Annotated in this window: 26 protein-coding genes; 13 read left to right on the top strand and 13 right to left on the bottom strand. The window is 40.1% G+C overall.

Annotated elements, in window-relative coordinates; translation table 11 throughout:
• Positions 1-9 precede the first annotated feature (9 nt).
• The 3 genes from cysK (at position 10) to CYO90_RS10425 (ending at position 2,255) form a co-directional block, all read left to right on the top strand.
• A complete protein-coding gene (gene cysK, locus CYO90_RS02095) occupies positions 10-915 on the top strand; it encodes a cysteine synthase A (RefSeq protein WP_103578268.1) in 906 nt (301 codons plus the stop codon).
• 4 nt (positions 916-919) lie between these two features.
• The gene (gene epsC / locus CYO90_RS02100; RefSeq protein WP_103578269.1) at positions 920-1,471 is read left to right on the top strand and encodes a serine O-acetyltransferase EpsC; all 552 of its coding nucleotides are present in this window, start codon (positions 920-922) and stop codon (positions 1,469-1,471) included.
• Positions 1,472-1,538: 67 nt separating this feature from the next.
• Complete coding sequence (locus CYO90_RS10425) at positions 1,539-2,255, top strand: hypothetical protein (RefSeq protein ID WP_258030624.1); 717 nt, start codon at positions 1,539-1,541, stop codon at positions 2,253-2,255.
• Positions 2,256-2,318: 63 nt separating this feature from the next.
• On the opposite strand, the gene CYO90_RS02110 is transcribed toward CYO90_RS10425, so the two are convergent.
• The gene (locus tag CYO90_RS02110) at positions 2,319-2,621 is read right to left on the bottom strand and encodes a c-type cytochrome (protein WP_103578270.1); all 303 of its coding nucleotides are present in this window, start codon (positions 2,619-2,621) and stop codon (positions 2,319-2,321) included.
• Between the two features lie 92 nt (positions 2,622-2,713).
• On the opposite strand from CYO90_RS02110, the gene gmhB reads away from it, so the two are divergent.
• Genes gmhB through CYO90_RS02135 form a run of 5 tightly spaced genes read left to right on the top strand, consistent with a single transcriptional unit; the run spans position 2,714 to position 6,567 of the window.
• A complete protein-coding gene (gene gmhB / locus CYO90_RS02115) occupies positions 2,714-3,229 on the top strand; it encodes a D-glycero-beta-D-manno-heptose 1,7-bisphosphate 7-phosphatase (protein ID WP_103578315.1) in 516 nt (171 codons plus the stop codon).
• Complete coding sequence (gene rfaD / locus CYO90_RS02120; RefSeq protein ID WP_103578271.1) at positions 3,226-4,215, top strand: ADP-glyceromanno-heptose 6-epimerase; 990 nt, start codon at positions 3,226-3,228, stop codon at positions 4,213-4,215. Before gmhB ends, rfaD begins: the two co-directional genes overlap by 4 nt.
• The gene (rfaE1, locus tag CYO90_RS02125) at positions 4,208-5,626 is read left to right on the top strand and encodes a D-glycero-beta-D-manno-heptose-7-phosphate kinase (protein ID WP_103578272.1); all 1,419 of its coding nucleotides are present in this window, start codon (positions 4,208-4,210) and stop codon (positions 5,624-5,626) included. The genes rfaD and rfaE1 overlap by 8 nt, the downstream gene beginning before the upstream one ends.
• Complete coding sequence (gene gmhA, locus CYO90_RS02130) at positions 5,601-6,170, top strand: D-sedoheptulose 7-phosphate isomerase (protein WP_103578273.1); 570 nt, start codon at positions 5,601-5,603, stop codon at positions 6,168-6,170. The genes rfaE1 and gmhA overlap by 26 nt, the downstream gene beginning before the upstream one ends.
• Before the next feature lies 1 nt (position 6,171).
• Positions 6,172-6,567 carry an SseB family protein gene (locus CYO90_RS02135; RefSeq protein WP_009294047.1) on the top strand — a complete coding sequence of 132 codons (396 nt, stop codon included), beginning with the start codon at positions 6,172-6,174 and terminating at the stop codon, positions 6,565-6,567.
• Positions 6,568-7,527: 960 nt separating this feature from the next.
• Here CYO90_RS02135 and tilS read toward each other — a convergent pair.
• Genes tilS through panC form a run of 3 tightly spaced genes read right to left on the bottom strand, consistent with a single transcriptional unit; the run spans position 7,528 to position 10,651 of the window.
• Positions 7,528-8,520 (bottom strand): tRNA lysidine(34) synthetase TilS, encoded by a 993-nt coding sequence (gene tilS / locus CYO90_RS02140; RefSeq protein ID WP_103578274.1) that lies wholly within the window; start codon positions 8,518-8,520, stop codon positions 7,528-7,530.
• Complete coding sequence (gene rimO / locus CYO90_RS02145) at positions 8,517-9,827, bottom strand: 30S ribosomal protein S12 methylthiotransferase RimO (protein WP_103578275.1); 1,311 nt, start codon at positions 9,825-9,827, stop codon at positions 8,517-8,519. Before rimO ends, tilS begins: the two co-directional genes overlap by 4 nt.
• 2 nt (positions 9,828-9,829) lie before the next feature.
• Positions 9,830-10,651, bottom strand: a complete 822-nt coding sequence (panC, locus tag CYO90_RS02150; RefSeq protein WP_103578276.1) for a pantoate--beta-alanine ligase — start codon at positions 10,649-10,651, stop codon at positions 9,830-9,832.
• Between the two features lie 121 nt (positions 10,652-10,772).
• Between panC and prfB the strand changes: the two genes are divergently transcribed.
• Complete coding sequence (prfB, locus tag CYO90_RS02155) at positions 10,773-11,873, top strand: peptide chain release factor 2 (RefSeq protein WP_103578277.1); 1,101 nt, start codon at positions 10,773-10,775, stop codon at positions 11,871-11,873.
• A gap of 21 nt (positions 11,874-11,894) precedes the next feature.
• Here prfB and CYO90_RS02160 read toward each other — a convergent pair whose 3' ends face one another.
• Complete coding sequence (locus CYO90_RS02160) at positions 11,895-12,446, bottom strand: tetratricopeptide repeat protein (protein WP_103578278.1); 552 nt, start codon at positions 12,444-12,446, stop codon at positions 11,895-11,897.
• Positions 12,447-12,523: 77 nt separating this feature from the next.
• On the opposite strand from CYO90_RS02160, the gene CYO90_RS02170 reads away from it, so the two are divergent.
• The 4 genes from CYO90_RS02170 to CYO90_RS02185 are packed head-to-tail and all read left to right on the top strand — an operon-like array spanning position 12,524 to position 15,484.
• Positions 12,524-12,841 (top strand): hypothetical protein, encoded by a 318-nt coding sequence (locus tag CYO90_RS02170; RefSeq protein ID WP_002941809.1) that lies wholly within the window; start codon positions 12,524-12,526, stop codon positions 12,839-12,841.
• Positions 12,838-14,178, top strand: a complete 1,341-nt coding sequence (locus tag CYO90_RS02175; RefSeq protein WP_103578279.1) for a dihydrolipoyl dehydrogenase family protein — start codon at positions 12,838-12,840, stop codon at positions 14,176-14,178. The genes CYO90_RS02170 and CYO90_RS02175 overlap by 4 nt, the downstream gene beginning before the upstream one ends.
• A gap of 10 nt (positions 14,179-14,188) precedes the next feature.
• Positions 14,189-14,848, top strand: a complete 660-nt coding sequence (locus CYO90_RS02180) for a tetratricopeptide repeat protein (RefSeq protein WP_103578280.1) — start codon at positions 14,189-14,191, stop codon at positions 14,846-14,848.
• 12 nt (positions 14,849-14,860) lie between these two features.
• Positions 14,861-15,484, top strand: a complete 624-nt coding sequence (locus CYO90_RS02185) for a tetratricopeptide repeat protein (protein ID WP_103575803.1) — start codon at positions 14,861-14,863, stop codon at positions 15,482-15,484.
• A 44-nt stretch (positions 15,485-15,528) separates the two neighbouring features.
• On the opposite strand, the gene CYO90_RS02190 is transcribed toward CYO90_RS02185, so the two are convergent.
• From CYO90_RS02190 to CYO90_RS02225, 8 genes are all read right to left on the bottom strand, one after another.
• Positions 15,529-15,843: a winged helix-turn-helix domain-containing protein gene (locus tag CYO90_RS02190; protein ID WP_103578281.1), complete on the bottom strand. Its 315-nt coding sequence runs from the start codon at positions 15,841-15,843 to the stop codon at positions 15,529-15,531.
• A gap of 178 nt (positions 15,844-16,021) precedes the next feature.
• A complete protein-coding gene (locus CYO90_RS02195) occupies positions 16,022-16,558 on the bottom strand; it encodes a hypothetical protein (protein ID WP_002942078.1) in 537 nt (178 codons plus the stop codon).
• Positions 16,551-17,072 (bottom strand): hypothetical protein, encoded by a 522-nt coding sequence (locus CYO90_RS02200; RefSeq protein WP_103578282.1) that lies wholly within the window; start codon positions 17,070-17,072, stop codon positions 16,551-16,553. Before CYO90_RS02200 ends, CYO90_RS02195 begins: the two co-directional genes overlap by 8 nt.
• On the bottom strand, positions 17,069-18,073 hold the full coding sequence (locus tag CYO90_RS02205; protein WP_103578283.1) for a hypothetical protein: 1,005 nt from the start codon (positions 18,071-18,073) through the stop codon (positions 17,069-17,071). Before CYO90_RS02205 ends, CYO90_RS02200 begins: the two co-directional genes overlap by 4 nt.
• 60 nt (positions 18,074-18,133) lie before the next feature.
• On the bottom strand, positions 18,134-18,580 hold the full coding sequence (locus CYO90_RS02210; RefSeq protein ID WP_103578284.1) for a hypothetical protein: 447 nt from the start codon (positions 18,578-18,580) through the stop codon (positions 18,134-18,136).
• Complete coding sequence (locus tag CYO90_RS02215; RefSeq protein ID WP_103578285.1) at positions 18,570-19,349, bottom strand: lysophospholipid acyltransferase family protein; 780 nt, start codon at positions 19,347-19,349, stop codon at positions 18,570-18,572. The genes CYO90_RS02210 and CYO90_RS02215 overlap by 11 nt, the downstream gene beginning before the upstream one ends.
• Positions 19,330-20,631, bottom strand: coding sequence for a tRNA (N6-isopentenyl adenosine(37)-C2)-methylthiotransferase MiaB (miaB, locus tag CYO90_RS02220; RefSeq protein ID WP_103578286.1), 1,302 nt, complete (start codon positions 20,629-20,631; stop codon positions 19,330-19,332). The genes CYO90_RS02215 and miaB overlap by 20 nt, the downstream gene beginning before the upstream one ends.
• Positions 20,631-20,873, bottom strand: a complete 243-nt coding sequence (locus tag CYO90_RS02225) for an HP0268 family nuclease (RefSeq protein WP_002941786.1) — start codon at positions 20,871-20,873, stop codon at positions 20,631-20,633. The genes miaB and CYO90_RS02225 overlap by 1 nt, the downstream gene beginning before the upstream one ends.
• Positions 20,874-20,893: the final 20 nt, after the last annotated feature.

The following is a 20,893-nucleotide window of genomic DNA, read 5'->3' on the forward strand; positions in this document are numbered from 1 at the left end:
GGAGGAGTGATGATATACGATAACATCGTAAAAACGATCTGTAATACACCTATCGTAAAGGTTAAAACAGGTGCTGACGAGGCTGAAATTTACGTAAAATTAGAGTTTTTTAACCCAGGCGGCTCTGTAAAAGATAGGATCGCATTTAATATGATCACAAAAATGCTAGCTGATGGCACACTAAAACATGGCGACACTATCGTTGAGCCAACAAGCGGAAATACAGGCATCGGCGTAGCTATGTGCGGTGCTGCACTTGGCTTTAAAGTGATCCTTTGCATGCCTGAGAGCATGAGTATCGAAAGACGCAAGATCGTTGCAGCTTATGGCGCTCATCTTGAGCTAACTCCTGCAGCTGGCGGTATGAAAGCAGCGATCGCAAAAGCTACTGAGCTAGCTTCTCAGCCAAATCACGTAATGCTAAGCCAGTTTGAAAACAAGTATAATCCACAAGCTCACGAGCTAACAACAGCTGCTGAGATCGTGGCTGACTTTAGCAAGCTTGATGCCTTTGTGGCTGGCGTTGGCACAGGCGGCACGATAAGCGGCGTGGCAAAGGTTCTAAAAGAAAAAGGCTATGACACTAAGATCATCGCAGTAGAGCCTGAAGCATCACCAGTTTTAAGTGGCGGCAACCCAGGACCACATAAGATTCAAGGCATCGGAGCTGGATTTTTACCAAATACAATGGATATGAGCCTAGTTAGCGAAGTAGAAAAAGTAAGCAACGATGACGCACTAAACGCAGCTAGAGCGATCGCAAAGAGCGATGGCTTGATGATAGGCATAAGTGGCGGCGCTTCTTACGTGGCTGCAAAAAGAGTGGCTAAAAGACTTGGCGCTGGCAAAAAAGTGCTTTTCATAGCTCCAGATAACGGTGAGAGATACCTAAGTACAGAGCTTTACGGAGCGTAAAAATATGTGGGAGAGTCTAAAAGAGCTAGTTCAAACCGTTCGTGAAAAAGACCCATCGGTGCATAGTTGTTGCTTTTTGGCGATACTTATAAACACTCCTGGCATCCATGCGGTTTTGTTTCATAAAATTTCTCATTTTTTATATGAGAAAAAGTGGTTTTTTCTAGCTAGACTCATCTCACAAATAGCAAGATTTCTAACAGGCATCGAGATCCACCCTGGGGCAAAGATTGGTAGGAGATTTTTCATAGATCACGGCATGGGCGTGGTTATCGGTGAGACGGCTGAGGTCGGTGATGATGTGATGATGTATCATCAAGTGACACTTGGCGGCACTGGCAAAGAGTGTGGCAAGCGCCATCCAACCATTAAAAATGGCGTCACTATCGCCGCTGGCTCAAAGATACTTGGTGCCATAACTATCGGTGAAAATGCCAAGATCGGCGCAAACTCGGTCGTGCTAAAAAACGTCCCATCAAATGCAACTGTCGTTGGCATACCAGCAAGGGTTGTCAGGGTAAATGGGACAAAATTTGAGCCAGAATTTATCATTTAAAATTTAAATTTACTCTCACTGCATCATAAAAATACAAATTTTTGATACGGCTAATTTACTATCCACTATGTTGCCAGCGTTTTTTAGCTTTGCGCTACCTATCATAATATTTGTCATTTTAATAAATTTGATAACAAAATTTATCAGGCAAAAGCTGCGCCAAAAATCTTACGTAAAATTTAACCAAAGAAATATAGCTGATACGTTTAGTGCAAAAGAGATAGCAAAGAAATTTGGCAAAAACGCAAAAGATGTAAATGAGGTTTTGTTAAATTTAGGCTTTATAAAAAAATGTGACAACGGCTACAACGTGACAGATGTTGGCAGATACTATGTAGGCATGCAAAACTACTACATGAGCAAAGCAAGCGTTAGGTGGGACGAGAGGCTACTTTGTAATGAAAATTTCATAAACGAGATCGTAAAAGTTGGCGAAAAATCTAGCAAAAAAGAGCAAAAAGAAGACTTTAGAGAGAAATTTAAGGCTGAATACCGAACAAACGACGGTCACTACGTAAGAAGTAGGGCTGAGCTAGTTATAGCAAACTGGCTTTTTGCTGAGGGCATAGCCTACGCTTATGAAAAAAGAGTGCCGATAAAAGAAGATGTCTATTGTGATTTTTACATACCAAAAGGCAAGATTTATATAGAGTTTTGGGGCTTAAAATATGATGAGGCGTATATAAAAAGAAAAGAGAAAAAGATAGAGCTTTATAAAAAATACAATTTAAATTTAATAGAGATAGATAACGACAAGATTGGCAATTTAGACGATTATCTGTAAAAAGAGCTTTTAAAATTTGGTGTGAGTTTAAATTTGTAGAAAAAGGGGCGAGCGCCCCTATGATTATTTTAAAGTTTGGATGTATTCAGCTACTGCTTTTGCATCTTCATCGCTCATTGGAGTAGCGATAGGTTTCATCATAGCACCAAGACCAAATTTATTTGCTCCTGTTTTGTAGCCTTTTAGAGCTGCTTCGATAGCTGCTGCGTCAAGTGATGTTAAAGCTGGAACTTTGTTATTGAAAACTTTTTCAGCTTTAGCGCCATGACAGGCAATGCATTTTTTATAGATAGTAGCGCCATCTGCAGCGAAAGCAGCAGTTGAAAGTAGTGCTGCAACACTTGAAACGATTAGTAGTTTTTTCATTTGTCATCCTTTTTAAAAAACGTGCCGGCATTATAATACAAAAATGTAAATTTGCAAGGGGCGGGTTAAAATATTTTGGCTATAATCACCAAATGATAAGAGAAACAGCCAACAAAGCACTTTTTTTAGACCGAGACGGCGTCATAAATGAAGACGCTGGATACGTTTGCGAGATCAAAGATTTCAAATTTATTGATGGCATTTTTGATGCTTTAAGAGAATTTGTTAAGGCTGGCTACAAGCTCTTTGTCGTGACAAATCAATCAGGCATCGGCAGGGGCTACTATACGCAGGAGCAGTTTGACGCTCTAAATAAATTTATGCTTGAAAGCTTTAAAAAAGAGCAGATTTTTATCACCAAAGTCTATTTTTGCCCGCATGCTCCAGAGCAAAAATGCACCTGCAGAAAACCAAATCCAAAAATGATACTTGATGCTTGCAAAGAGTTTGACATAGACCTTGAAAACTCGCTAATGATAGGCGATAAACCAAGCGACGTTGAGGCTGGCAAAAGAGCAGGAGTGGGCAGAAATTTCTTGCTCGATGGGATAAATTTTAAAGATGTAAGAGATGTTTTAAATAAGCTAAAAAAGGAAAAATCACTATGAATTTAAACGGAAAAAAGATAGTTATAACTGGCGGCGCTGGCTTTATCGGCTCAGCTTTGGCGCACTATTTTGATGAAAACTATAAAGATGCTCACGTGCTTGTCGTGGATAAATTTAGAAACGACGAGACATTTAGCAACGGCAATCTAAAAAGCTTTGGCCATTTTAAAAATTTACTTGGCTTTAAGGGTGAAATTTACGCTGGCGATATCAATGATAAGAGCACGCTTGAGAAGATAAAAAGCTTTCGCCCAGACGTCATCTACCACGAAGCAGCGATCTCAGATACGACCGTAAAAGAGCAAGACGAGCTAATAAAAACAAATGTAAATGCCTTTGTAAATTTGCTTGATATCTGCGAGAGTTTGGGCGCAAAGATAATCTACGCTAGCTCAGGGGCGACTTATGGCAACGCAAAGAGCCCACAAACAGTCGGCGATTGCGAAGCACCAAATAACGTCTATGGCTTTAGTAAACTAAGCATGGATAATATCAATAAAATTTACGCGAAACGCGGTGTAAGCGTGGTTGGGCTGAGATATTTTAACGTCTTTGGCAAGGGCGAGTTTTTTAAAAACAAAACCGCCTCGATGGTGCTTCAGTTTGGACTTCAAATTTTAGCTGGCAAGACCCCAAGGCTCTTTGAGGGCAGCGACCAGATCAAACGCGACTTTGTCTATATAAAAGATATCATTGACGCAAATATAAAAGCACTTGACGCGCCAAGTGGCGTCTATAACGCGGCTACTGGCAAAGCTAGAAGCTTTCAAGATATCGCTGACATCTTGCAGCGCGAGATCGGCGTAAATTTAGGCAACGAATATATCAAAAATCCATTTATCGGCTCTTATCAGTTTCACACAGAGGCCGACGTAGCCCCAGCTCGCGAGGCATTTGGTTTTAGCGCTACTTGGAGCTTAGAAGAGGCGATAAAAGATTATTTGCCAGAGATAAAGAGAATTTATAAGGAAGAGCTAAATGGCTAAGAGAGTTAAAATTTTAGTCGTCGGTGATCTCATGCTGGACCACTATATCTGGGGCAGTTGCGAGCGCATCTCGCCTGAAGCGCCTGTGCAGGTCGTAAAGATAAATAACGAAACCTACACGCTTGGTGGCGCTGGTAACGTGGTGAGAAATTTACTCTCTCTTGGCGCAAATGTGAGTGTGGCTAGCGTCTTAGGAGATGATGAGGCTGGCAAAAAGATAAAAGAGAAGCTTGCTGAGCTAAATGTAAAAGATGAGCTCATCCTTACTGAAAAAGGGCGTGAGAGCTCGATAAAAAGCCGCATCATGGCATCTCACCAGCAAGTTGTCAGGATCGATAAAGAGAGCGTTGTCAAGATAAATTTAGAAGATGAGCTCGTCTTAAGGGTCAAAGAAAATCTTGCAAATTTCAAGGCCGTCTTGCTAAGTGACTACGGCAAGGGCGTGCTTAGCGAGAAGGTCTGCCAAGAGATCATAAACGAGTGCGTGAGGCTAAAAATACCAGTTCTCATAGACCCAAAAGGCAGCGACTACTCAAAGTATAAAAACGCGACCCTTCTAACGCCAAATAAAAAAGAGGCGAGCGAGGCTACAAATTTAAAGATAAAAGATAGGGCTGAGCTTGAAAAGGCGATAAAACAGTTAAAAGACGAGCTAAATTTGACCTATTCGATCATCACGATCTCAGAAGAGGGCATCGCGCTATATGATGACAAATTGCATATCTTTGCTGCAAAAGCAAAAGAGGTCTTTGACGTCACTGGCGCTGGAGATACGGTGCTTGCCACACTTGGCTATATGCTGGCAAATGGAGCTGATATAAAAGAGGCGATAAAGATAGCAAACCTCGCAGCAGCCGTCGTCGTGGCAAAGATCGGTAGTGCAACGGCTAGCTTTAGCGAGATCGAACAGCTGCTAAATAGCTCATTTGGGGCAAATTTCGAGCACAAGCTTAAAAGCGTTGAGGAGCTAGAAGAAATTTTGAGCCAAAAGGGCAAGAAAAAGGTCGTTTTCACAAATGGCTGCTTTGATATCTTGCACGCTGGACACGTAAAATACCTAGCGCGCGCAAGAGAGCTTGGCGATCTTTTGGTCGTTGGGCTAAATTCTGATGCTTCAGTTAAGAGGCTAAAAGGCGAGACAAGACCTATAAACTCGCAAGATGATAGAGCCTGCGTGCTAAGCGGGCTTGGATTTGTTGATTATGTCGTGATTTTTGATGAGGATACACCTTTAAATTTAATAACAAAGATAAAACCAGACGTGCTTGTAAAAGGGGCTGATTATAAGGGCAAAGAGGTCGTTGGCAGTGAGATCGTAAAAGAGGTCAGGCTGATTGACTTTGTCGAGGGCAAAAGCACAACTGGGATAATAAAAAGGATAAAAGATGATAAAAACAATGATAAAAAATGAGCTCGAGGCTCACCAAAAGACCTTTAGCGAGCATGTAAATTTGCTAGGTAGCTTGGAGCGTGCTTGCCAGATGGTGGCTGATACGCTAAAAAATGGCAAAAAGGTGCTAATATGCGGCAACGGCGGCTCTGCGGCGGACGCTCAGCACTTTGCAGCCGAGCTAACTGGCAGATATAAAAGCGAGCGCCAGCCACTACCAGGCATCGCGCTAACTACCGACACTTCGGCGCTTACAGCCATTGGCAACGACTACGGCTTTGACTATGTTTTTTCACGTCAGTTTGAGGCCTTAGCTCAGCCAGGTGACTTGCTCGTGGCTATCTCAACGAGTGGCAACAGCAAAAATGTCCTTGAAGCTATAAAAAGTGCCAAGAAAATGGGCGCATCAGTGCTCGGACTTAGTGGTAAAGGCGGTGGCGCGATGAATGAAGGATGTGATCTAAATTTAGTCGTTGGCTCAAGCGATACAGCAAGAATTCAAGAGTCGCACATATTTTTTATACACACGATCTGTCAAGCCGTAGATGAGGCTTTTAGGGGTTAAAATGCAAGAAGCGATGGATAAATTTTTAAGTGATCCTAGCGAGAAAAATGAGATAAATTTGATATCGGCTTTAAAAAAGGCTACTTTTTTTGCTCCTGTGCTTTTAAACCAAGCGCTCGCAAAGCCTGATGGTGGTGTCGTTTATGAGGAGGAGGGCTCAAATATCAAATTTATCCTGCTTGAAGATGAGGGCGAGAAGCTTAGCTATTTTCCAGCATTTACAAGCAAAGAGGCGATGAAGCTTTGGCGAAACGACAGCGAGCAAGAGAGCATTGAGATAGGGCTAAAGGAGTATCTTGCGATGCTAAAAGAGAGCAGTTATGCTGGTGTCGTGGTGGATGCTTTTAGCTATGACTTTGTGCTAAAAAGAGAGCTTATAGAGAAAATCCTCGCCTAGTGCGTAATAAAATTTATAAAATTTTACGCATTATTTTATGCAAATGGCTTTGATGAGGTAAAATTTAAATCGCTGGTTTGTCTAAATTTGTTTTATGGGCTGGCTTTTGCTGTAACTGGTGCCGAGTAAAAATTTGATATCGCAGATCGGTTGAGGCTTAATTTGCATGAGGGTTTAAATTTAATGAACCACAAAATTCATTATCTCGTTTATAAAACTTAGTTTCATATATAAAATTTACGTTTTAATGGTTTACAAGTAATATGAATATTGTTAAGCCGAATTTCTATACGCGATTTCAAAGCCGCAAGAACGCTGTGATTTTTAAATTTAAGGCTAAAAATTGGCAGTTGGCTGATAAAAAAGATTTATATAAATTTAGAGTTTTTTGGTTTGGTGCTTGAAAATTTACATCACAAATGATGTGATTGCATTTAATAAATTTACTAGTCTCTACTATAAATTTAACTTTTAGTATAGAAATTTTTTAGGTTTAGTGCCGTTTTTGCCAAGGTTGAAGTGGGCATTTACTTGAGATCTTGAGTAAATTTGCTGCTTAAGGCTTTAAATTTTTACTTATAAGATCAAATTTGTAGCCAAATTTAAGCCCAAAAAAATAGTTGCAATAAACTAAAAATAAATAAATTTACCGATAGAAATTTTCAATTTGCTCTTTTGTTGGTTAGATTTGTTGCCTTTATGCTCTACATTTAAATGCAAAAGCAGTTTATATCAGAGAAAATAAAGTCAAATTCGCAGTCTTTCTCTAAATACCAATGTTAGCTGGTTCTTTAGTTCAAGGGTTGAAGCAAAGTTTAGTTTTAAATTTGACCTTTGTAGATCAAATTTTCAGATAGAAATTTTAAATTTTTGCAGACTTGTTAAGATTGTTGTAAAAAATTTGGTGATAAAAAGTTTAAATTAGCCTTTAGTAGATCAAATTTATAGCCCAAAAACGCTCTATTTGCTAAAAAATTTAGAGAGATTTTCTATTTGAATGCCGCTTGCAAATAGATAGCCTCTATTTATCGCTGGGAGCTTTAAAATTCTAGCTTTTTCTTTAAATATTTTTGGCATTATGGCTTTGCAAAATGGCGTTACTAGGATGTATCCATCAGCGTAGCCAACGGCGATCTTGCCACTTAGCACCACGCTTGTTTGCTTTGCTAAATTTGCGCTTAGCTCATCTTTTTGAGCCTTGCTTAAAAGCACATTTAGCTCTTTTGCCGCCATATCGACACCCCGAACGACGTTACTATCATTTTTTATAATGAAAATTTCATCATCTATCTTTGTGATATTTGGCAGTAATTTTTGCCTATCAGCCTCTAAAAACTCAAAGCTTTTCTTCACACCACTAAAATACTCGTCCAAAAACGGCTCGCTAAAATTTAGCCTAACAAAGCTTCTTTTAAGCTTGCCTTCTAAATTTGTCTCATCGACAAAATAGCGCAAACCTCGCTCGTCAAGGTAGTTTTGAAGCTCTTTTTTGCGTGAATTTAAAAGCGGTCTAACCAGCCAAAAGTGCTCTCTGCTCTCAAGCTCGCTCATGCTAAAGAGCTCTTTTAGTCCAGCGCCCTTGCCAAGCTGCATCAAAAACCACTCAAATTTATCGTCAAATTGATGAGCTAGGATCAAATTCTCATAGCCAAATTTTTGGCAAATTTCACCAAAAAACTCATACCTCGCCTCGCGCGCGTTTTTTTCAAAATTTGACTTACCTAAATTTATGCTTTTTATGTAGATTTTTTTGCCAAATTTGCTGGCAAGCTCTTTGGCGCTTTCAACTTCAAATTTACTCTGCTCTCTGGCGTTGTGATCGACTATGGCTAGATCAAATTTAACCCCAGCCTCTTGCAAAATGTAAAAAAGTGCGGTGCTATCGATGCCGTGCGAGAAGGCAAGCAGGTTTGCACCCAAGCTTAGCCTATCAAGCACATTTTGGCTTATCATTTTGCTTTTTTAATGATGGTGGCGACTAGTTTTTGATCAACCACGTCGCTGACCTCGCAAAGGTAGAGCGAGCCGATCTCAAGCTCTTTTACATCGCTTTCATTGATCAAAATTTCACCGTCTATATCTTTATCCCAGATATCTTTTTTGGCAGCGTAAAACATCTCGCCCTCGCTGCTAATGCCCTCAAGCGATGCGTAAATTTGCTTGCCAAGCTCTTTTTGCAAGCTCTCGTTTATCGCTTTTTTGGTGATCTTTTCTATCTTGCTTAGCCTTTTTGAGATGATTTTTGCTGGGATTTGTTCCATTTCAAAAGAGGCTGTGTCCTCTTCTTTTGAGTAGGCAAAGGCGGAAATTCTATCAAATTTAAACTCTTCTAAAAACTCGCAAAGCTCCTCAAAATCCTCCTCGCTCTCGCCTGGGTGTCCCACGATGACGCCGGTTCGTAAGAATGAATTCTCGGCATTTCTCATCAAATTTAAAAGCTCTTTTATCTTTTTAGCACCACTTCCACGCTTCATTATCTTTAGCATATTTTCGCTGATGTGTTGGATAGGCATGTCAAAGTAGTTGTGAAAGATAGGCGAAGCGATGATGCGCGAAATGAGCTCCTTGCTGGTCGTGCTTGGGTAGAGATAAAGTATCCTAGCACTCCTTACGCCTTCTATCTTTTCTATCTCGGCTATTAAATTTATTAGCCCGTCGCTAACGCCCTGATCGCGCATGTATGAGCTTGAGTCTTGGGACAAAAAGCTAAAGTCGTAGTAGCCTTTTTTGACTAAATTTTTAACCTCATTTGTGATATTTTCAAGCGAGCGCGATTTTAGCTTGCCCTTAAATGTTGGTATCGCGCAAAAGCTGCATTTTTGGTTGCAGCCCTCTGAAATTTTGATGTAGGCGTGGTAGTTTGAGCCAGTTATCACGCGCTCTTCGTTTGCTTGCAGATAAGTTTCTGGGCTAAATAAATTTTGCTTTTTCAAGATTATCTCATCGATCTTGTCATAATCCGCCACGCCGGTAAAGAGATCGACCTCTGGCAGTTCTTTTATGAGCTCATCCTTATAGCGCTGCATAAGACAGCCAGTCACTACCAGCAAAGAGCCATTTTTACGAGCTTCGTGCATCTCAAGTATGGTTTGGATGCTCTCTTCTTTGGCGGATTTGATAAAGCCGCAGGTATTTACGATGATGACGTCGGCGTCGCTGATATCGTCCGTGATATCGTAGTTTTGCAATCTGCCAAGCATGATCTCTGAATCAACTAAATTTTTGTTACAGCCAAGTGAAATTAAGTGAAGCTTTGGCATTTTTATATCCAGATATTGTCTATTAGTCTAGTTTTGCCAACACAAGCTGCTACTAAAATGATGGTGTTATTTTTTTCTATTTTGGAAATTTCATTTAAATTTCTATCCGTAATTGCGACATAATCAACCTTTAGTGGCTCTAGCACTTCAAGCATCTTTGTTTTGATCTCGCTTGCGTCCTCTTCGCCGTTTTGGATCAAATTTTGTGCTTTATTTAGCGATCTTGAAAGCCTTAGAGCATTACATTTATCTTCGTCGCAGATATAGACGTTTCTACTTGAAAGCGCTAAGCCGTCTGGCTCTCTAACGATATCGCAAGCCACTAGGCTGACATTTAGAAAAAATGTCTTTATCATGTTTTGCACGATGATTAGTTGTTGCGTATCTTTTTTGCCCATGTAAACGCTATTTGCACGAGTTAGGCGAAATAGCTTGTTTAGCACTCTTAAGACGCCGTCAAAGTGTCCAGGTCTAGTTTTGCCCTCTAAGATGGCTGAAAATTTCTTTGGAGCTACGATTAGAGGCTCATCTTCAAAGTAAAGTTCGTTAGCATCTGGGATAAAAATAGCACTAACGCCATTTTGCTCGCAAATTTTAATGTCGTTTTGCTCGTTTCTTGGATATTTGTCTAGATCTTCGCCTGGTAAAAATTGAGTTGGATTAACGAATGTTGAGACGATACTTATCTCATTTTCGTTCACGCATTTTTTAATAAGGCTAACATGTCCGTCATGAAGTGCGCCCATGGTCGGCACAAAACCGATCTTTGCGCTTGTGCTAGAGACGAAATTTTCAAGTTCTTTTATAGTTCTTATGATTTGCATTTTTGACTCTTTTTGTTTGAAATTTTAACTTGGCATTGTAACAAAAAAGGATTAAAAGGGCGTAAATTTAAAAATGTAAGCAACTTTTGGCTAAAATCGGCAAAAATTTTTGGAGAAAAACTTGGATAGTTACGAATACAACGAGCTTTTAAAGAAGCTACAAACAAAAGTTGAAAACATAGGCTCTATCGTAAAGCCTGAAGAGATCAAGGCTAGACTAAAAGAGATCGAGGCTATAGAGCAAGACCCTAGCTTTTGGCAAGATATCGCTAAAGCAGGGGCGCTAAATAAAGAAAAGACAAAAATTTCAAATATGCTTGCAAAATTTAACGATGCTAATCAGGCAGTAAGCGATGCAAAGGAGCTTTTTGAACTAGCAAATTCTGAAAATGATGAAGAGACTATAAATTCTCTCTTTGATGACGCTAAAAATTTAGATGAAAAGATAGTAAATCTTGAAATTTCTATGCTTTTAAGCGGCGAAGATGATGGCAAAAATGCGATCGTATCGATCCATCCTGGAGCTGGCGGTACTGAGAGTAACGACTGGGCGAGCATGCTTTATAGGATGTATCTTAGATTTTGCGAGCGTGAGGGCTTTAAGGTCGAGACTCTGGACTTTCAAGAGGGCGAAGAGGCGGGGCTAAAGGATGTGAGCTTTATCGTAAAAGGTGAAAACGCTTATGGTTATTTCAAGGCAGAAAACGGCATCCATAGGCTTGTTCGCACAAGTCCATTTGATAGCGCAGGACGCCGTCACACGAGCTTTTCTAGTGTCATGGTGAGCCCTGAAGTAGATGATGATATCGAGATCGAGATCGAAGAGAAAGATCTAAAGATAGATACTTATAGAGCTAGTGGCGCAGGCGGTCAGCACGTAAATAAGACTGAATCAGCCATCCGTATCACGCACATACCAACTGGCATCGTCGTGCAGTGTCAAAACGACCGCAGCCAGCACAAAAACAGAGCCACAGCGATGAAGATGCTAAAGTCGCGCCTTTATGAGCTTGAGCTGATGAAACAGCAAGAGGCTAGCAACAGCGTCGAAAAGAGCGAGATCGGCTGGGGACATCAGATAAGATCATACGTGCTTTTCCCATATCAGCAAGTAAAAGACAACCGCAGTGGCGAAGCATACTCGCAAACTGACGCGATACTTGATGGTGATATCAAAAAGATGATAGAGGGCGTTTTGATCGCTCAAAAGGCTGAGGCGTAGTAAATTTAAAAGAGATGAGAGCTAAAATTTCATCTCTTTTAGCTTCGTGCAGGCCTCTTCTTTGCCGTGATAGCAAGCCTCATCAAGATAAATTCTAGCTTTTTTATAGTCATTTTTGCCAAGATAGATGAGCCCTAGATCGTAGCTAGCCTCGCTTGAGCCAAGGCTTGTGGCTTTTTCATAAAAATATATCGCTTTTTCTAAATTTTTATTGACCCCAAGGCCGTATTCGTAGATATATCCAGCGCTTCTTAGCCCGTCTATGTTGCCGTATCTGCCAGCTGTCTCAAACCAAAAAAGTGCCCTTAAGATATCCTTGCTAAAGCCTTTGCCGTCACGAAAACAAACGCCAGTTTGCTGCATGGCTAGGACATTGCCATCTTTTGCGTAGTCGTAAAATCTCTTGCAAGCCTTTGGATAGTTGCCTTCGTTATATAGATAGATGGCGTCTGCTATCTGCTCTACTTCAGGATTAAGTGGTGGCTCGCTAAGACCTAAATTTTGCGAAATTTGCTCTGCTGAACAGCCCCAAAATAGCAAAATGTTAAATAGAAAAATGATAAATTTTTTCATATTTGTCCTTGAAAATTTAGGCGATTTTATCGAATTTTATCTTATAATGATCGCAAATTTAAGCAAAAAGGAACGATATGGATCATAACGCACTTTTGACACAGCTTGGCTACAACATAGATGAAACGACCACTGAGCATATGCGTAGAATTTTAAATAACACTGACGGCCTTTTGCCAAAGAGTGTGATCGAGCTAAACGATCATCTAAAGCCACACCTTTGCTTTGTGGCGATGAGCGGGAGTGAGGATAGGCTAAAGATAAAAAACGTCGCAACCGTCAAAGAGATAAAAGAGCGTGTTGATGAGATCATCAAAAGCTGGGCAAATAAATACAAAATGGATATCAAAAAGATAAACGAAACTACATACTACATAATGGGAAAAATTAAATGAAATATGACATTGTTATTATTGGATTTGGTAAGGCTGGCAAGACGCTAGCTGTAAAGGCTGCTGCGCTTGGCAAAAAAGTCGCTCTAATCGAGAGATCGCCAAAGATGTATGGAGGCACTTGCATAAACGTGGGCTGCATACCGACAAAGCGTCTAATCACAGCTGCAAAAGAGGCGATATATGCAGATAATAGCGTTGAAAACGAGTATTACACGCTTAGCATCGAAAATAAAAATAAGTTAATCTCAGCTTTAAATTCTAAAAACTATGCGATGCTAAATGATAAAGAAAATATCGACGTGATCGATGGTGTTGGCTCGTTTAAAGATAAAAATAGCGTCCTAGTTACAACCTCAAACGGCGAGCAAAAAGTCGTTGAAGGCGAGTTTATCATCATAAACACTGGCTCAAAAGAGGCGTATGCGCCATTTGAGATAACAAACTCAAACGTCTTTTCAAGTAAAACTTTGCTTGATTTAAAAACTATGCCAAAACATCTTGTCATCGTTGGTAGTGGATTTATCGGCATCGAGTTTGCATCGATGTTTGCAAATTTTGGCTCAAAAGTGACTATCGTCGGACGCTCAAAACTTCTAAAAAACGAAGATGAAGATATAGCTAAGAGCGTAAAAGATGCGCTAAACGTGCAGGGCATCGAAATTTTAGAGGGCTGCGAGATAGAGAGCCTAAAAGATAATGCGCTAAATTTCAAACAAGATGGTGAAGACAGGATCATTAAGGCAGATGCGTTCTTAGTAGCGCTTGGCAGAGTAGCAAATTTAGATGATCTAAATTTAAAAGCAGCTGGCGTCGAGCTAAATGAAAAAGGCTTTATAAAGACAAATGAGCGCCTTCAAACAAATGTGTCAAACATCTACGCAGTGGGCGACGTGCGCGGCGGAGAGCTTTTTACCTACACTAGTTTGGATGATTTTAGGATAGTTTTCTCGCAAATTTTTGGCGATAAAAAACGCACTACACAAAACAGAAGCATCCATGCAAACGTGCTATTTACCGACACTCCGCTAGCAAGAGTTGGCATGAGTGCAAAAGAGGCTAGCAAGCTTGGGCTAAATTTCAAGGAGCTAAAGCTTAGCATGGCAGCAGTGCCAGGAGCAAAGGTGCTAAATCACGATGTGGGCATGCTAAAAGCGATCGTTGAAGCTAGTAGTGGCGAAATTTTAGGGGCAAGCTTTCACTGCATCTACGCAAATGAGATCATAAACGAGATCGCGATCGCTATGAATTTAAAAGCAGATGCAAATTTCTTTAAAAACCAAATTTTCACTCATCCAAGCATCAGTGAAGCCCTAAATGACTTGTTTGGACAATACTAAAAGGATAAAAATGAAAAAATATCTACTACTTTTAACTGCTCTATTTTTCACAGGTTGCTTAAACGTGATTGGTATCGGGGATATGCCAAAGCAAGATGACTCATGGCAGCAACCAAAGGACGAAAAGGTGGTGCAAAACAAAGAGCAAATTTCAAAAAATGCCATCGATCTTTTAACACCAAAATGCGAGAGCGGCGATGCTGAAGCTTGCAACGACTTGGGTGTAAATTTTGAGCTTATGAAAGAGTATGACAATGCCTATGCAAACTACAAAAAGGCTTGCGATGCGAAAGTGCAGCTTGCTTGCTCAAATCTTGGCACGCTCTATGAAAACGGCCTTGGCGTGAAAAAAGATCCAAAAAAAGCGGTCGAAATTTACAAAGATAGCTGCAACAGTGGCGGCGTACAAGCTTGCTACCACCTAGGAAACGCCTACCGCAAGGGCGAGATCGTAAAACAAGACTACTATCTAGCGATGGAGGCCTACACAAACGCTTGCAACGCTGGAGATCTGCCAAGCTGCGCAAATATCGGCGCGATGTATGAGCTAGGTCTTGGTATGAACAAGGACGAAAAGAGAGCTTATGGGATTTACAAAGTCGCTTGCTTTCGTGGTCTAAATAAGGCGTGCCCACAGATGAAAAGACTTGGCGCAAAGCTTGGCATGTAAGCAGGAAATTAAGTGAAAAAAGTTTTAAATTTTGGGCTTATCGTAGCTGCTAGCTTTATGCTAAGTGGCTGCTGGTCGTGGCAAAAGATGGTGAGCTTTGGCTTTTGGCAAAGTGATGAAGAGGCTAGGGCGGAGCGTCTTGAGCTTGAAAAAGAGAAAATGGTGCAAAACTGCGAGAGCGGAAATAGCATCGACTGCAACAACCTAGCTGTAAATTTTAGCAACGAAAAGGACTTCGTAAAGGCAAAAGGCTACTACGAAAAGGCTTGCAACGCTGGGCTTGCGACTGCTTGCTCAAATTTAGGTCAAATTTATGAGCAAGGGCTAGTCGATGAGCAAAAAGATATCGAAAAGGCTCTAAAGCTTTATAAACTAGCTTGCGATAGTGGCGACGGCGTTGGCTGCTACAACGAGGCAATGGGACTAAAATCCTACATCGAAAGCGAAAATTTAAAAACTCATAAGATAGATAGAACTAAGGCCGAGGCTAGAGTTTTAAAGCTTTTGGCAAAGAGCTGCGAGCTTGAGTATGCACAGTCGTGCTTCTTGCTTGCAAAGCTAAGCGGCGATGAAACAAAGGCAGATGCGCTTTATAAAAGAGCCTGCCAACTTGGCAAATGCGTGGATAAAAAGTAAAAATTTGTGTAGCTTAAATTTATAAAAGCTACACAAAGTTAAATTTAATTTGCTCCGCTAAGTCTATATCCCACGCCTGAGATGTTTTTGATGAGGTCGGCGTCAGTTTTTGCTCTTATCTTTTTGATAGTCATTCTAAGCGCTTCGTTGCTCATCGATTTTTCACCCCAGACATAGTTTTCGATCACTTCGTAACTTACAACTTTTTCTATATTACTCACAAGCAAAAAGAAGAGTTTTGCCTCATTTTTTGGCATTTGCACCTCTTCACCATTTTTGAAAAGCTGCTTGCTCTTCATATCGTATTCGTAAATTTCTTTAAATTTGATCCTGCTTTCAAAAAGATCTTTTGTCGCCATTATGATCGTGGTTTGAAGTTCTTTACATAGTTTTATAATCTCGCTTTGTGTGCCAGCATCTACGCGTGTAAGAGCTTGTTTGGCACCTTAGCAGAGATGGCTCTAGCTTTTTTATATCCAAGTATTTGCTAAGAGCAGTGCGATTTTAATTTTATGTGGAGAAATTTATTAAATTTGGTTACTTCAACCCAAAAACTTTTATGTTAAAGGTTGTGTGGATCTTATCGTTTTCGCCTTTCATGACGATAGGAAATTCGGCTTTTATGATGCTGTCGTAGCTGCTAAGTGCATCTAAAAAGTCATAAAATTTCTGCGGGGTTTTAAGCGAGCTAGTGACGTTTAGGCGGTATCTAAAAAACTTCTCGGTTGCGTTATTCTCGCCTTCTTCTATCTTGCTAAGGCTCACTTCGCTAAAAAATTGCGATGCGAAATTTATAAATTTATCCTTATCAAAAGCTGTATCATAAGCCAAGATGATAGCGCCATCTTTTTGTCTTGTCGCTTCAAGTGCTTTAAATTTAGCTTCAAATTCATTTTTTACTTTCGTATATGATGAGGTTTGCGAGTAGTTTTGTCTTGAGAGGCTTTTAAATTCTTTTATGTTTGGCACGATAAAGCCAAATATCATAATGAAGCAAACTATGATAAAAGCAAATATAAAAAGTAAAAGCTTTACAGGGTCGATTTTTTCTAAGCTTGTATCTTTTTTACTCATTATATCCCTCAGAATTATCAATCTTATTTGTGCTTATAAAGCCGTACCAGCCGTTTTTGCTCTGATAAAAGCTAGTGTTTGACGTGGTGAAAATCGACCTTAGTGGCGACGCTAAAAGCTGGTTAAAGACATCCTTTGTGGGCGTTATACCGCGGATGATGAGTGAATTTTTATCCATAAAGACCTCTTCAAGCGTGATGCTATCAGGCACAAGGTCAAAAAGGTTGTGCAAGCTTTGCTTTAGGATAGAATTTGACGTAAAGATGTCGTTTGCCGAGTCTATCTGCACGCCAAGCCTAGCTGAAATTTCATCCGTAGTGACTATCTTTTGGCTAAGCTCTTTTTGCTCGTTTGCTAGAAATTCTATATTTTTTTTGGTTGAGTAGTTTTTATAAACGATGAAGAAATTTGCCACCAAAAGCACCACAAAGACAAAGCCAATAAGGCTTAGCCAGAGCTTGCTAAAGATAGATAGAAGCGGTCTTGGTTCTGGAGTGATGAAGCTAAATTTCATAGTGTTATCTCTTCTTGCATGATCTCATTCATGATGTGATTTGTGTTGATCGGATAGCTTGATGTCTCCACAAATAGCTCTGATTGCAGGTATTGTAAAAAGGTTGCGCTTGTCTTTGTGTTTTCAAAAACGATGATCTGCTCGATAAAATCGCCGCCGTAGATTGGATTTTCATAAAATTCTTTCATAGCTTTTGCGATGTAGTCAAACATCTTCATATCGCGCCCAAAGATCGCCACTGACTTCTCGACATTGGTCGAAGCTGGCATGTTTAGTTCGTAGTTTAGATCTTCAAATTCTTTTGGTTTATCATCGCTTAAAAAATCATCCAAACTCTTAAAATCATCAAGCACAGTTGCGCCATCTTCTTCTTTAACTATAAGGTTATCTATGTCTGTTATATCCTCTTCTTTTAGGCTTTCGATCTCTTCGTTGCCCTCTTCAGCGTCACCCATATTTAAAAACGTCGAGAGCTTCATCTGCTTGTCTTTAAATATCGCAAGCGCAAAAGAGTGCGAGTGGATGTAGAGATATAGTGTGGTTTTTGGCGAAATTCCACGCTTTAAAAGCTCGTGAAAGAGCAGGGCGATAGGCGAGTAGATAAGATCGACACTACCTTGTCCAAAGAGGTTTTTATATCTTCTTATAGCATTTAAATTTGCATATATACTCCAGCTATCTTGCATCACAAGGCTGGTTAAATTTTGCGTGTTGATGTTAAATTTCTTGTACTCGTCAAAGTTAGCAGTAGGCAGCGCACCTTGTGAGTCGTCGTTAAAAAAGAGCGAAACATAGACGCCAAAATAGGCCTTTTCTTGCTCCTCTATGTATTTTAAAACTTTTTCATCGACACTATCGATGCTTATGTCTGTAAATTTAGCATTTATGGTTTTTATAAGCTTGCCATTTCTAAAGACCTGACCGTAAAAAACGCACTCATTGCCCTCGATCACGGCGCTTAAGAAAAGGTTTGAAAAAAGCTTTTTGATGCTAAAAGACATAACTCTCCTAAATTTAGTGCATAATTTTTGTTATGGTAGCTAAAAAGGGATTAAATAAGTTTAAAACAGCTCGTTTTTAAGCTTAACGAAAATCTCTTTTGTATTTAAAGCTTCATTTTTTAGCTCACTATCAAGTAGGGCTGAGTTTTTAAGGTCGTCAAAATCCTCTATCATCACATCACACATCATCTTAATGCGTTCACTATCAGCCTTGCTGACGCTACTTTGGCTCATTTTTTTGATGCGCTCAAGATACTCTTTGCCATTTTTTATGTATGAGCTAAATTTGATAGCAGCCTTGCTTTGGTTTAGCACAGTATTTGCCATTTTGTTATAAATATCTATATCAAGTGCTTTTTGGCTTAAATTTAAGGCTTTTTCGTACTCTTTGTTTTCGTATAAAAATTTTGCTTCAAGAGCGAGCTTATAGGAGTTGTCGCTGTAAAAAAATAGCCCAAATAAAATAATTAGAAAGATGGCTATAAAAATAGATAGTTTATTTTTCATAAATTTCGTCCAAAATTTCTTTTATCTCGTCGCTTATTTGTGGATTTTTATGAGCATACTTTTTCCACCAAATTTTTAAATTTGATCTAAAATCTTCTTGATTTTGCTCCACGCTCTTACCACCGTCGTTTTGCGAGGCCTGCCAAAGTTCGTTTTGTATCTTCTCTTTTGCCTCTTTTTGATCTAAATTTGCCACGCTAAAAGGGGCTGAGAGGCTAAAATTTATAGTTGAAAATGGCTTTGGAAGTATCATCTTATCCCAGCTTTTAAATTCCCAAAACGAGTTTGCTTCGAAATTTAGAGCGTAAATTTCGCAAGATGACTTTTGTGCGATCACTGCAGCTCCGTCTGCGACGCTGTGTCTTGGTCCGCGTGGGCCATCTGGCGTGATGATGACGTCGTGGCCTTGCTTTATCTCTCTTAGGGCTTCTATGAGCGCCCTTGCACCGCCTTTTGAGCTGCTGCCTCTAATGGTGCCGATACCAAAAAAATTGATTATTCTGGTGATGAGCTCGCCATCTTTGTGGTCGCTTATTATCACCTTGCCTTGTTTTCTGTTTTGACTGCTCCACCAGCGTCTGTAAGCAAAGCTCATAAAGCTAAGTCTGCCGTGCCAAAAGACGACGACGCAGCCATTTTGTGGTAAGAAATTTGGAGTGTAGCTCTTTTTGCAGGTTAGAAAAATGAGCCACATCAAAATGTAGATGGAAAAGACGCCAACACTTAGGGCAACCTTTTCAAGGGTGTTTTTAAATTTGCAGCTCGCCATACAAAACCATTCGTTTTGGATTTGTGATCTTTACTTTTTGCGTAGTGCCAAGAAGCTCCTCGCTGCCATCAACTTGAATTAAAAAGTTGTTAAAACTTCGCCCAGCAACGCCGCCATTTGCCCTTAGCTCTTCAAAATATACATCAAAAATTTTATCTTTTTGCGCCGCCACGATCTCGTCTAAAATTTCGCTGTGGCGATTTTGCAGGCGTGTTAGCCTTTCTGAAGCGGTCTTGTCGTCTATTTGATTTGTAAAAGTAGCTGCCTTTGTAAGCGGACGAGGCGAATACTTAAAGCTAAAAATTTGCTCAAATCTAACTTGCTCAAGCACGTCCATCGTATCTTCAAATTCATTGTCGCTCTCGCCTGGAAATGCGACGATGATATCAGTCGAGATGCTCACGTCTGGACACATCTTTCTAAGTCTTAGCGCTCGGTCTAAAAACCACTCTTTTGTGTATCCACGCTTCATTTCACGCAAAACTTTTGTGTTTCCGCTTTGAAGTGGCATGTGCATAGACTTGCAAATTTTTGGGTTATTTGTGAAAATTTCAAGAAATTTATCATCCATGTGAAGTGGGTGTGGGCTTGTAAATCTTATCCTCTCAACGCCCTCTATCTCGCTTATCTTTACTAGAAGGTCGCTAAAATCGATATTTTCTTGCACACCTGAAAATCTTTTGCCGTAGTTATTGACATTTTGCCCTAGTAAAAATATCTCTTTTGCGCCGCTTTTTGCGGCCTTTTCTACCTCTTTTAGGATGAGGCTTGAAGGGATAGAAATTTCATCGCCTCTGGTGTGTGGGACGATGCAGTAGGTGCATTTTTTATCGCAGCCGATCGAGATGTTGATGTGGCTTTTGTATGGTGAGCCTCTAAATTCGCCAAATGCATATTCGCTCTCGTCGTGGTTGATGTCGGTTGAGATAAATTTAGGCGTATTTACCGCCTTTGTGATCTTGCTGACATTTCTTGCGCCAAGAACAAAATCAACATAAGGCGCGCGCTTGAAAATTTCACTACCCAAATGGCTTGCAGTGCAGCCACAAACGCCTATTTTAGCACCTCTTTTTTTGGCTTTTTCAAAGGCTCCGACCTCGCTAAAAAGCTTATGAACTGGCTTTTCACGAACTGAGCAGGTATTTATAAGGATTAAATCAGCTTCTTCGATGTTTTGTGTTAAGGAGTAGTCTTCTTTTTGTGAGAGCTCGGCTATGATATGCTCGCTGTCACGAACATTCATAGCACAACCTAAAGTTTGGATAAAGAGTTTTTTACTCATTAAAGTATATGCACTTCATACATATAATCGCTATCATCAAGCCCGTATTTTACGGTTCTGTGATAAACGCTTAGCCCTTTTTCTTCAAAATGCTCTACTAGGGCGATTAGTTGTTTGTGTGTGTTTTCTTTATCAAAATAGAAAATTTTCTGACCCTCTTTTTCGACAGCTGCCTCTATCTTTTCTAGTGAAATCGTTTTTGGTTTTGCGTCTAATTCGGCTCTTGCAAGTTTTAGCTCCATTTTTAATCCTTTCAAAATCT

Origin of the sequence: Campylobacter concisus (assembly GCF_002913745.1) — a bacterium.
Taxonomy (GTDB): domain Bacteria; phylum Campylobacterota; class Campylobacteria; order Campylobacterales; family Campylobacteraceae; genus Campylobacter_A; species Campylobacter_A concisus_R.

What these genes read in the sequence shown, in the direction of transcription:
- cysK (WP_103578268.1), top strand. Translation starts at nt 10, where the DNA reads ATGATATACGATAACATCGTAAAAACGATCTGTAATACACCTATCGTA.
- tilS (WP_103578274.1), bottom strand. Translation starts at nt 8,520, where the DNA reads ATGATAAGCCAAAATGTGCTTGATAGGCTAAGCTTGGGTGCAAACCTG.
- panC (WP_103578276.1), bottom strand. Translation starts at nt 10,651, where the DNA reads ATGCAAATCATAAGAACTATAAAAGAACTTGAAAATTTCGTCTCTAGC.
- CYO90_RS02200 (WP_103578282.1), bottom strand. Translation starts at nt 17,072, where the DNA reads ATGAAATTTAGCTTCATCACTCCAGAACCAAGACCGCTTCTATCTATC.
- CYO90_RS02225 (WP_002941786.1), bottom strand. Translation starts at nt 20,873, where the DNA reads ATGGAGCTAAAACTTGCAAGAGCCGAATTAGACGCAAAACCAAAAACG.
- CYO90_RS02205 (WP_103578283.1), bottom strand. Translation starts at nt 18,073, where the DNA reads ATGTCTTTTAGCATCAAAAAGCTTTTTTCAAACCTTTTCTTAAGCGCC.
- CYO90_RS02190 (WP_103578281.1), bottom strand. Translation starts at nt 15,843, where the DNA reads ATGGCGACAAAAGATCTTTTTGAAAGCAGGATCAAATTTAAAGAAATT.
- CYO90_RS10425 (WP_258030624.1), top strand. Translation starts at nt 1,539, where the DNA reads ATGTTGCCAGCGTTTTTTAGCTTTGCGCTACCTATCATAATATTTGTC.
- miaB (WP_103578286.1), bottom strand. Translation starts at nt 20,631, where the DNA reads ATGAGTAAAAAACTCTTTATCCAAACTTTAGGTTGTGCTATGAATGTT.
- CYO90_RS02110 (WP_103578270.1), bottom strand. Translation starts at nt 2,621, where the DNA reads ATGAAAAAACTACTAATCGTTTCAAGTGTTGCAGCACTACTTTCAACT.
- CYO90_RS02175 (WP_103578279.1), top strand. Translation starts at nt 12,838, where the DNA reads ATGAAATATGACATTGTTATTATTGGATTTGGTAAGGCTGGCAAGACG.
- CYO90_RS02195 (WP_002942078.1), bottom strand. Translation starts at nt 16,558, where the DNA reads ATGAGTAAAAAAGATACAAGCTTAGAAAAAATCGACCCTGTAAAGCTT.
- CYO90_RS02135 (WP_009294047.1), top strand. Translation starts at nt 6,172, where the DNA reads ATGCAAGAAGCGATGGATAAATTTTTAAGTGATCCTAGCGAGAAAAAT.
- gmhB (WP_103578315.1), top strand. Translation starts at nt 2,714, where the DNA reads ATGATAAGAGAAACAGCCAACAAAGCACTTTTTTTAGACCGAGACGGC.
- rfaD (WP_103578271.1), top strand. Translation starts at nt 3,226, where the DNA reads ATGAATTTAAACGGAAAAAAGATAGTTATAACTGGCGGCGCTGGCTTT.
- gmhA (WP_103578273.1), top strand. Translation starts at nt 5,601, where the DNA reads ATGATAAAAACAATGATAAAAAATGAGCTCGAGGCTCACCAAAAGACC.
- CYO90_RS02180 (WP_103578280.1), top strand. Translation starts at nt 14,189, where the DNA reads ATGAAAAAATATCTACTACTTTTAACTGCTCTATTTTTCACAGGTTGC.
- rfaE1 (WP_103578272.1), top strand. Translation starts at nt 4,208, where the DNA reads ATGGCTAAGAGAGTTAAAATTTTAGTCGTCGGTGATCTCATGCTGGAC.
- CYO90_RS02210 (WP_103578284.1), bottom strand. Translation starts at nt 18,580, where the DNA reads ATGAAAAATAAACTATCTATTTTTATAGCCATCTTTCTAATTATTTTA.
- rimO (WP_103578275.1), bottom strand. Translation starts at nt 9,827, where the DNA reads ATGCCAAAGCTTCACTTAATTTCACTTGGCTGTAACAAAAATTTAGTT.
- epsC (WP_103578269.1), top strand. Translation starts at nt 920, where the DNA reads ATGTGGGAGAGTCTAAAAGAGCTAGTTCAAACCGTTCGTGAAAAAGAC.
- CYO90_RS02215 (WP_103578285.1), bottom strand. Translation starts at nt 19,349, where the DNA reads ATGGCGAGCTGCAAATTTAAAAACACCCTTGAAAAGGTTGCCCTAAGT.
- CYO90_RS02160 (WP_103578278.1), bottom strand. Translation starts at nt 12,446, where the DNA reads ATGAAAAAATTTATCATTTTTCTATTTAACATTTTGCTATTTTGGGGC.
- CYO90_RS02170 (WP_002941809.1), top strand. Translation starts at nt 12,524, where the DNA reads ATGGATCATAACGCACTTTTGACACAGCTTGGCTACAACATAGATGAA.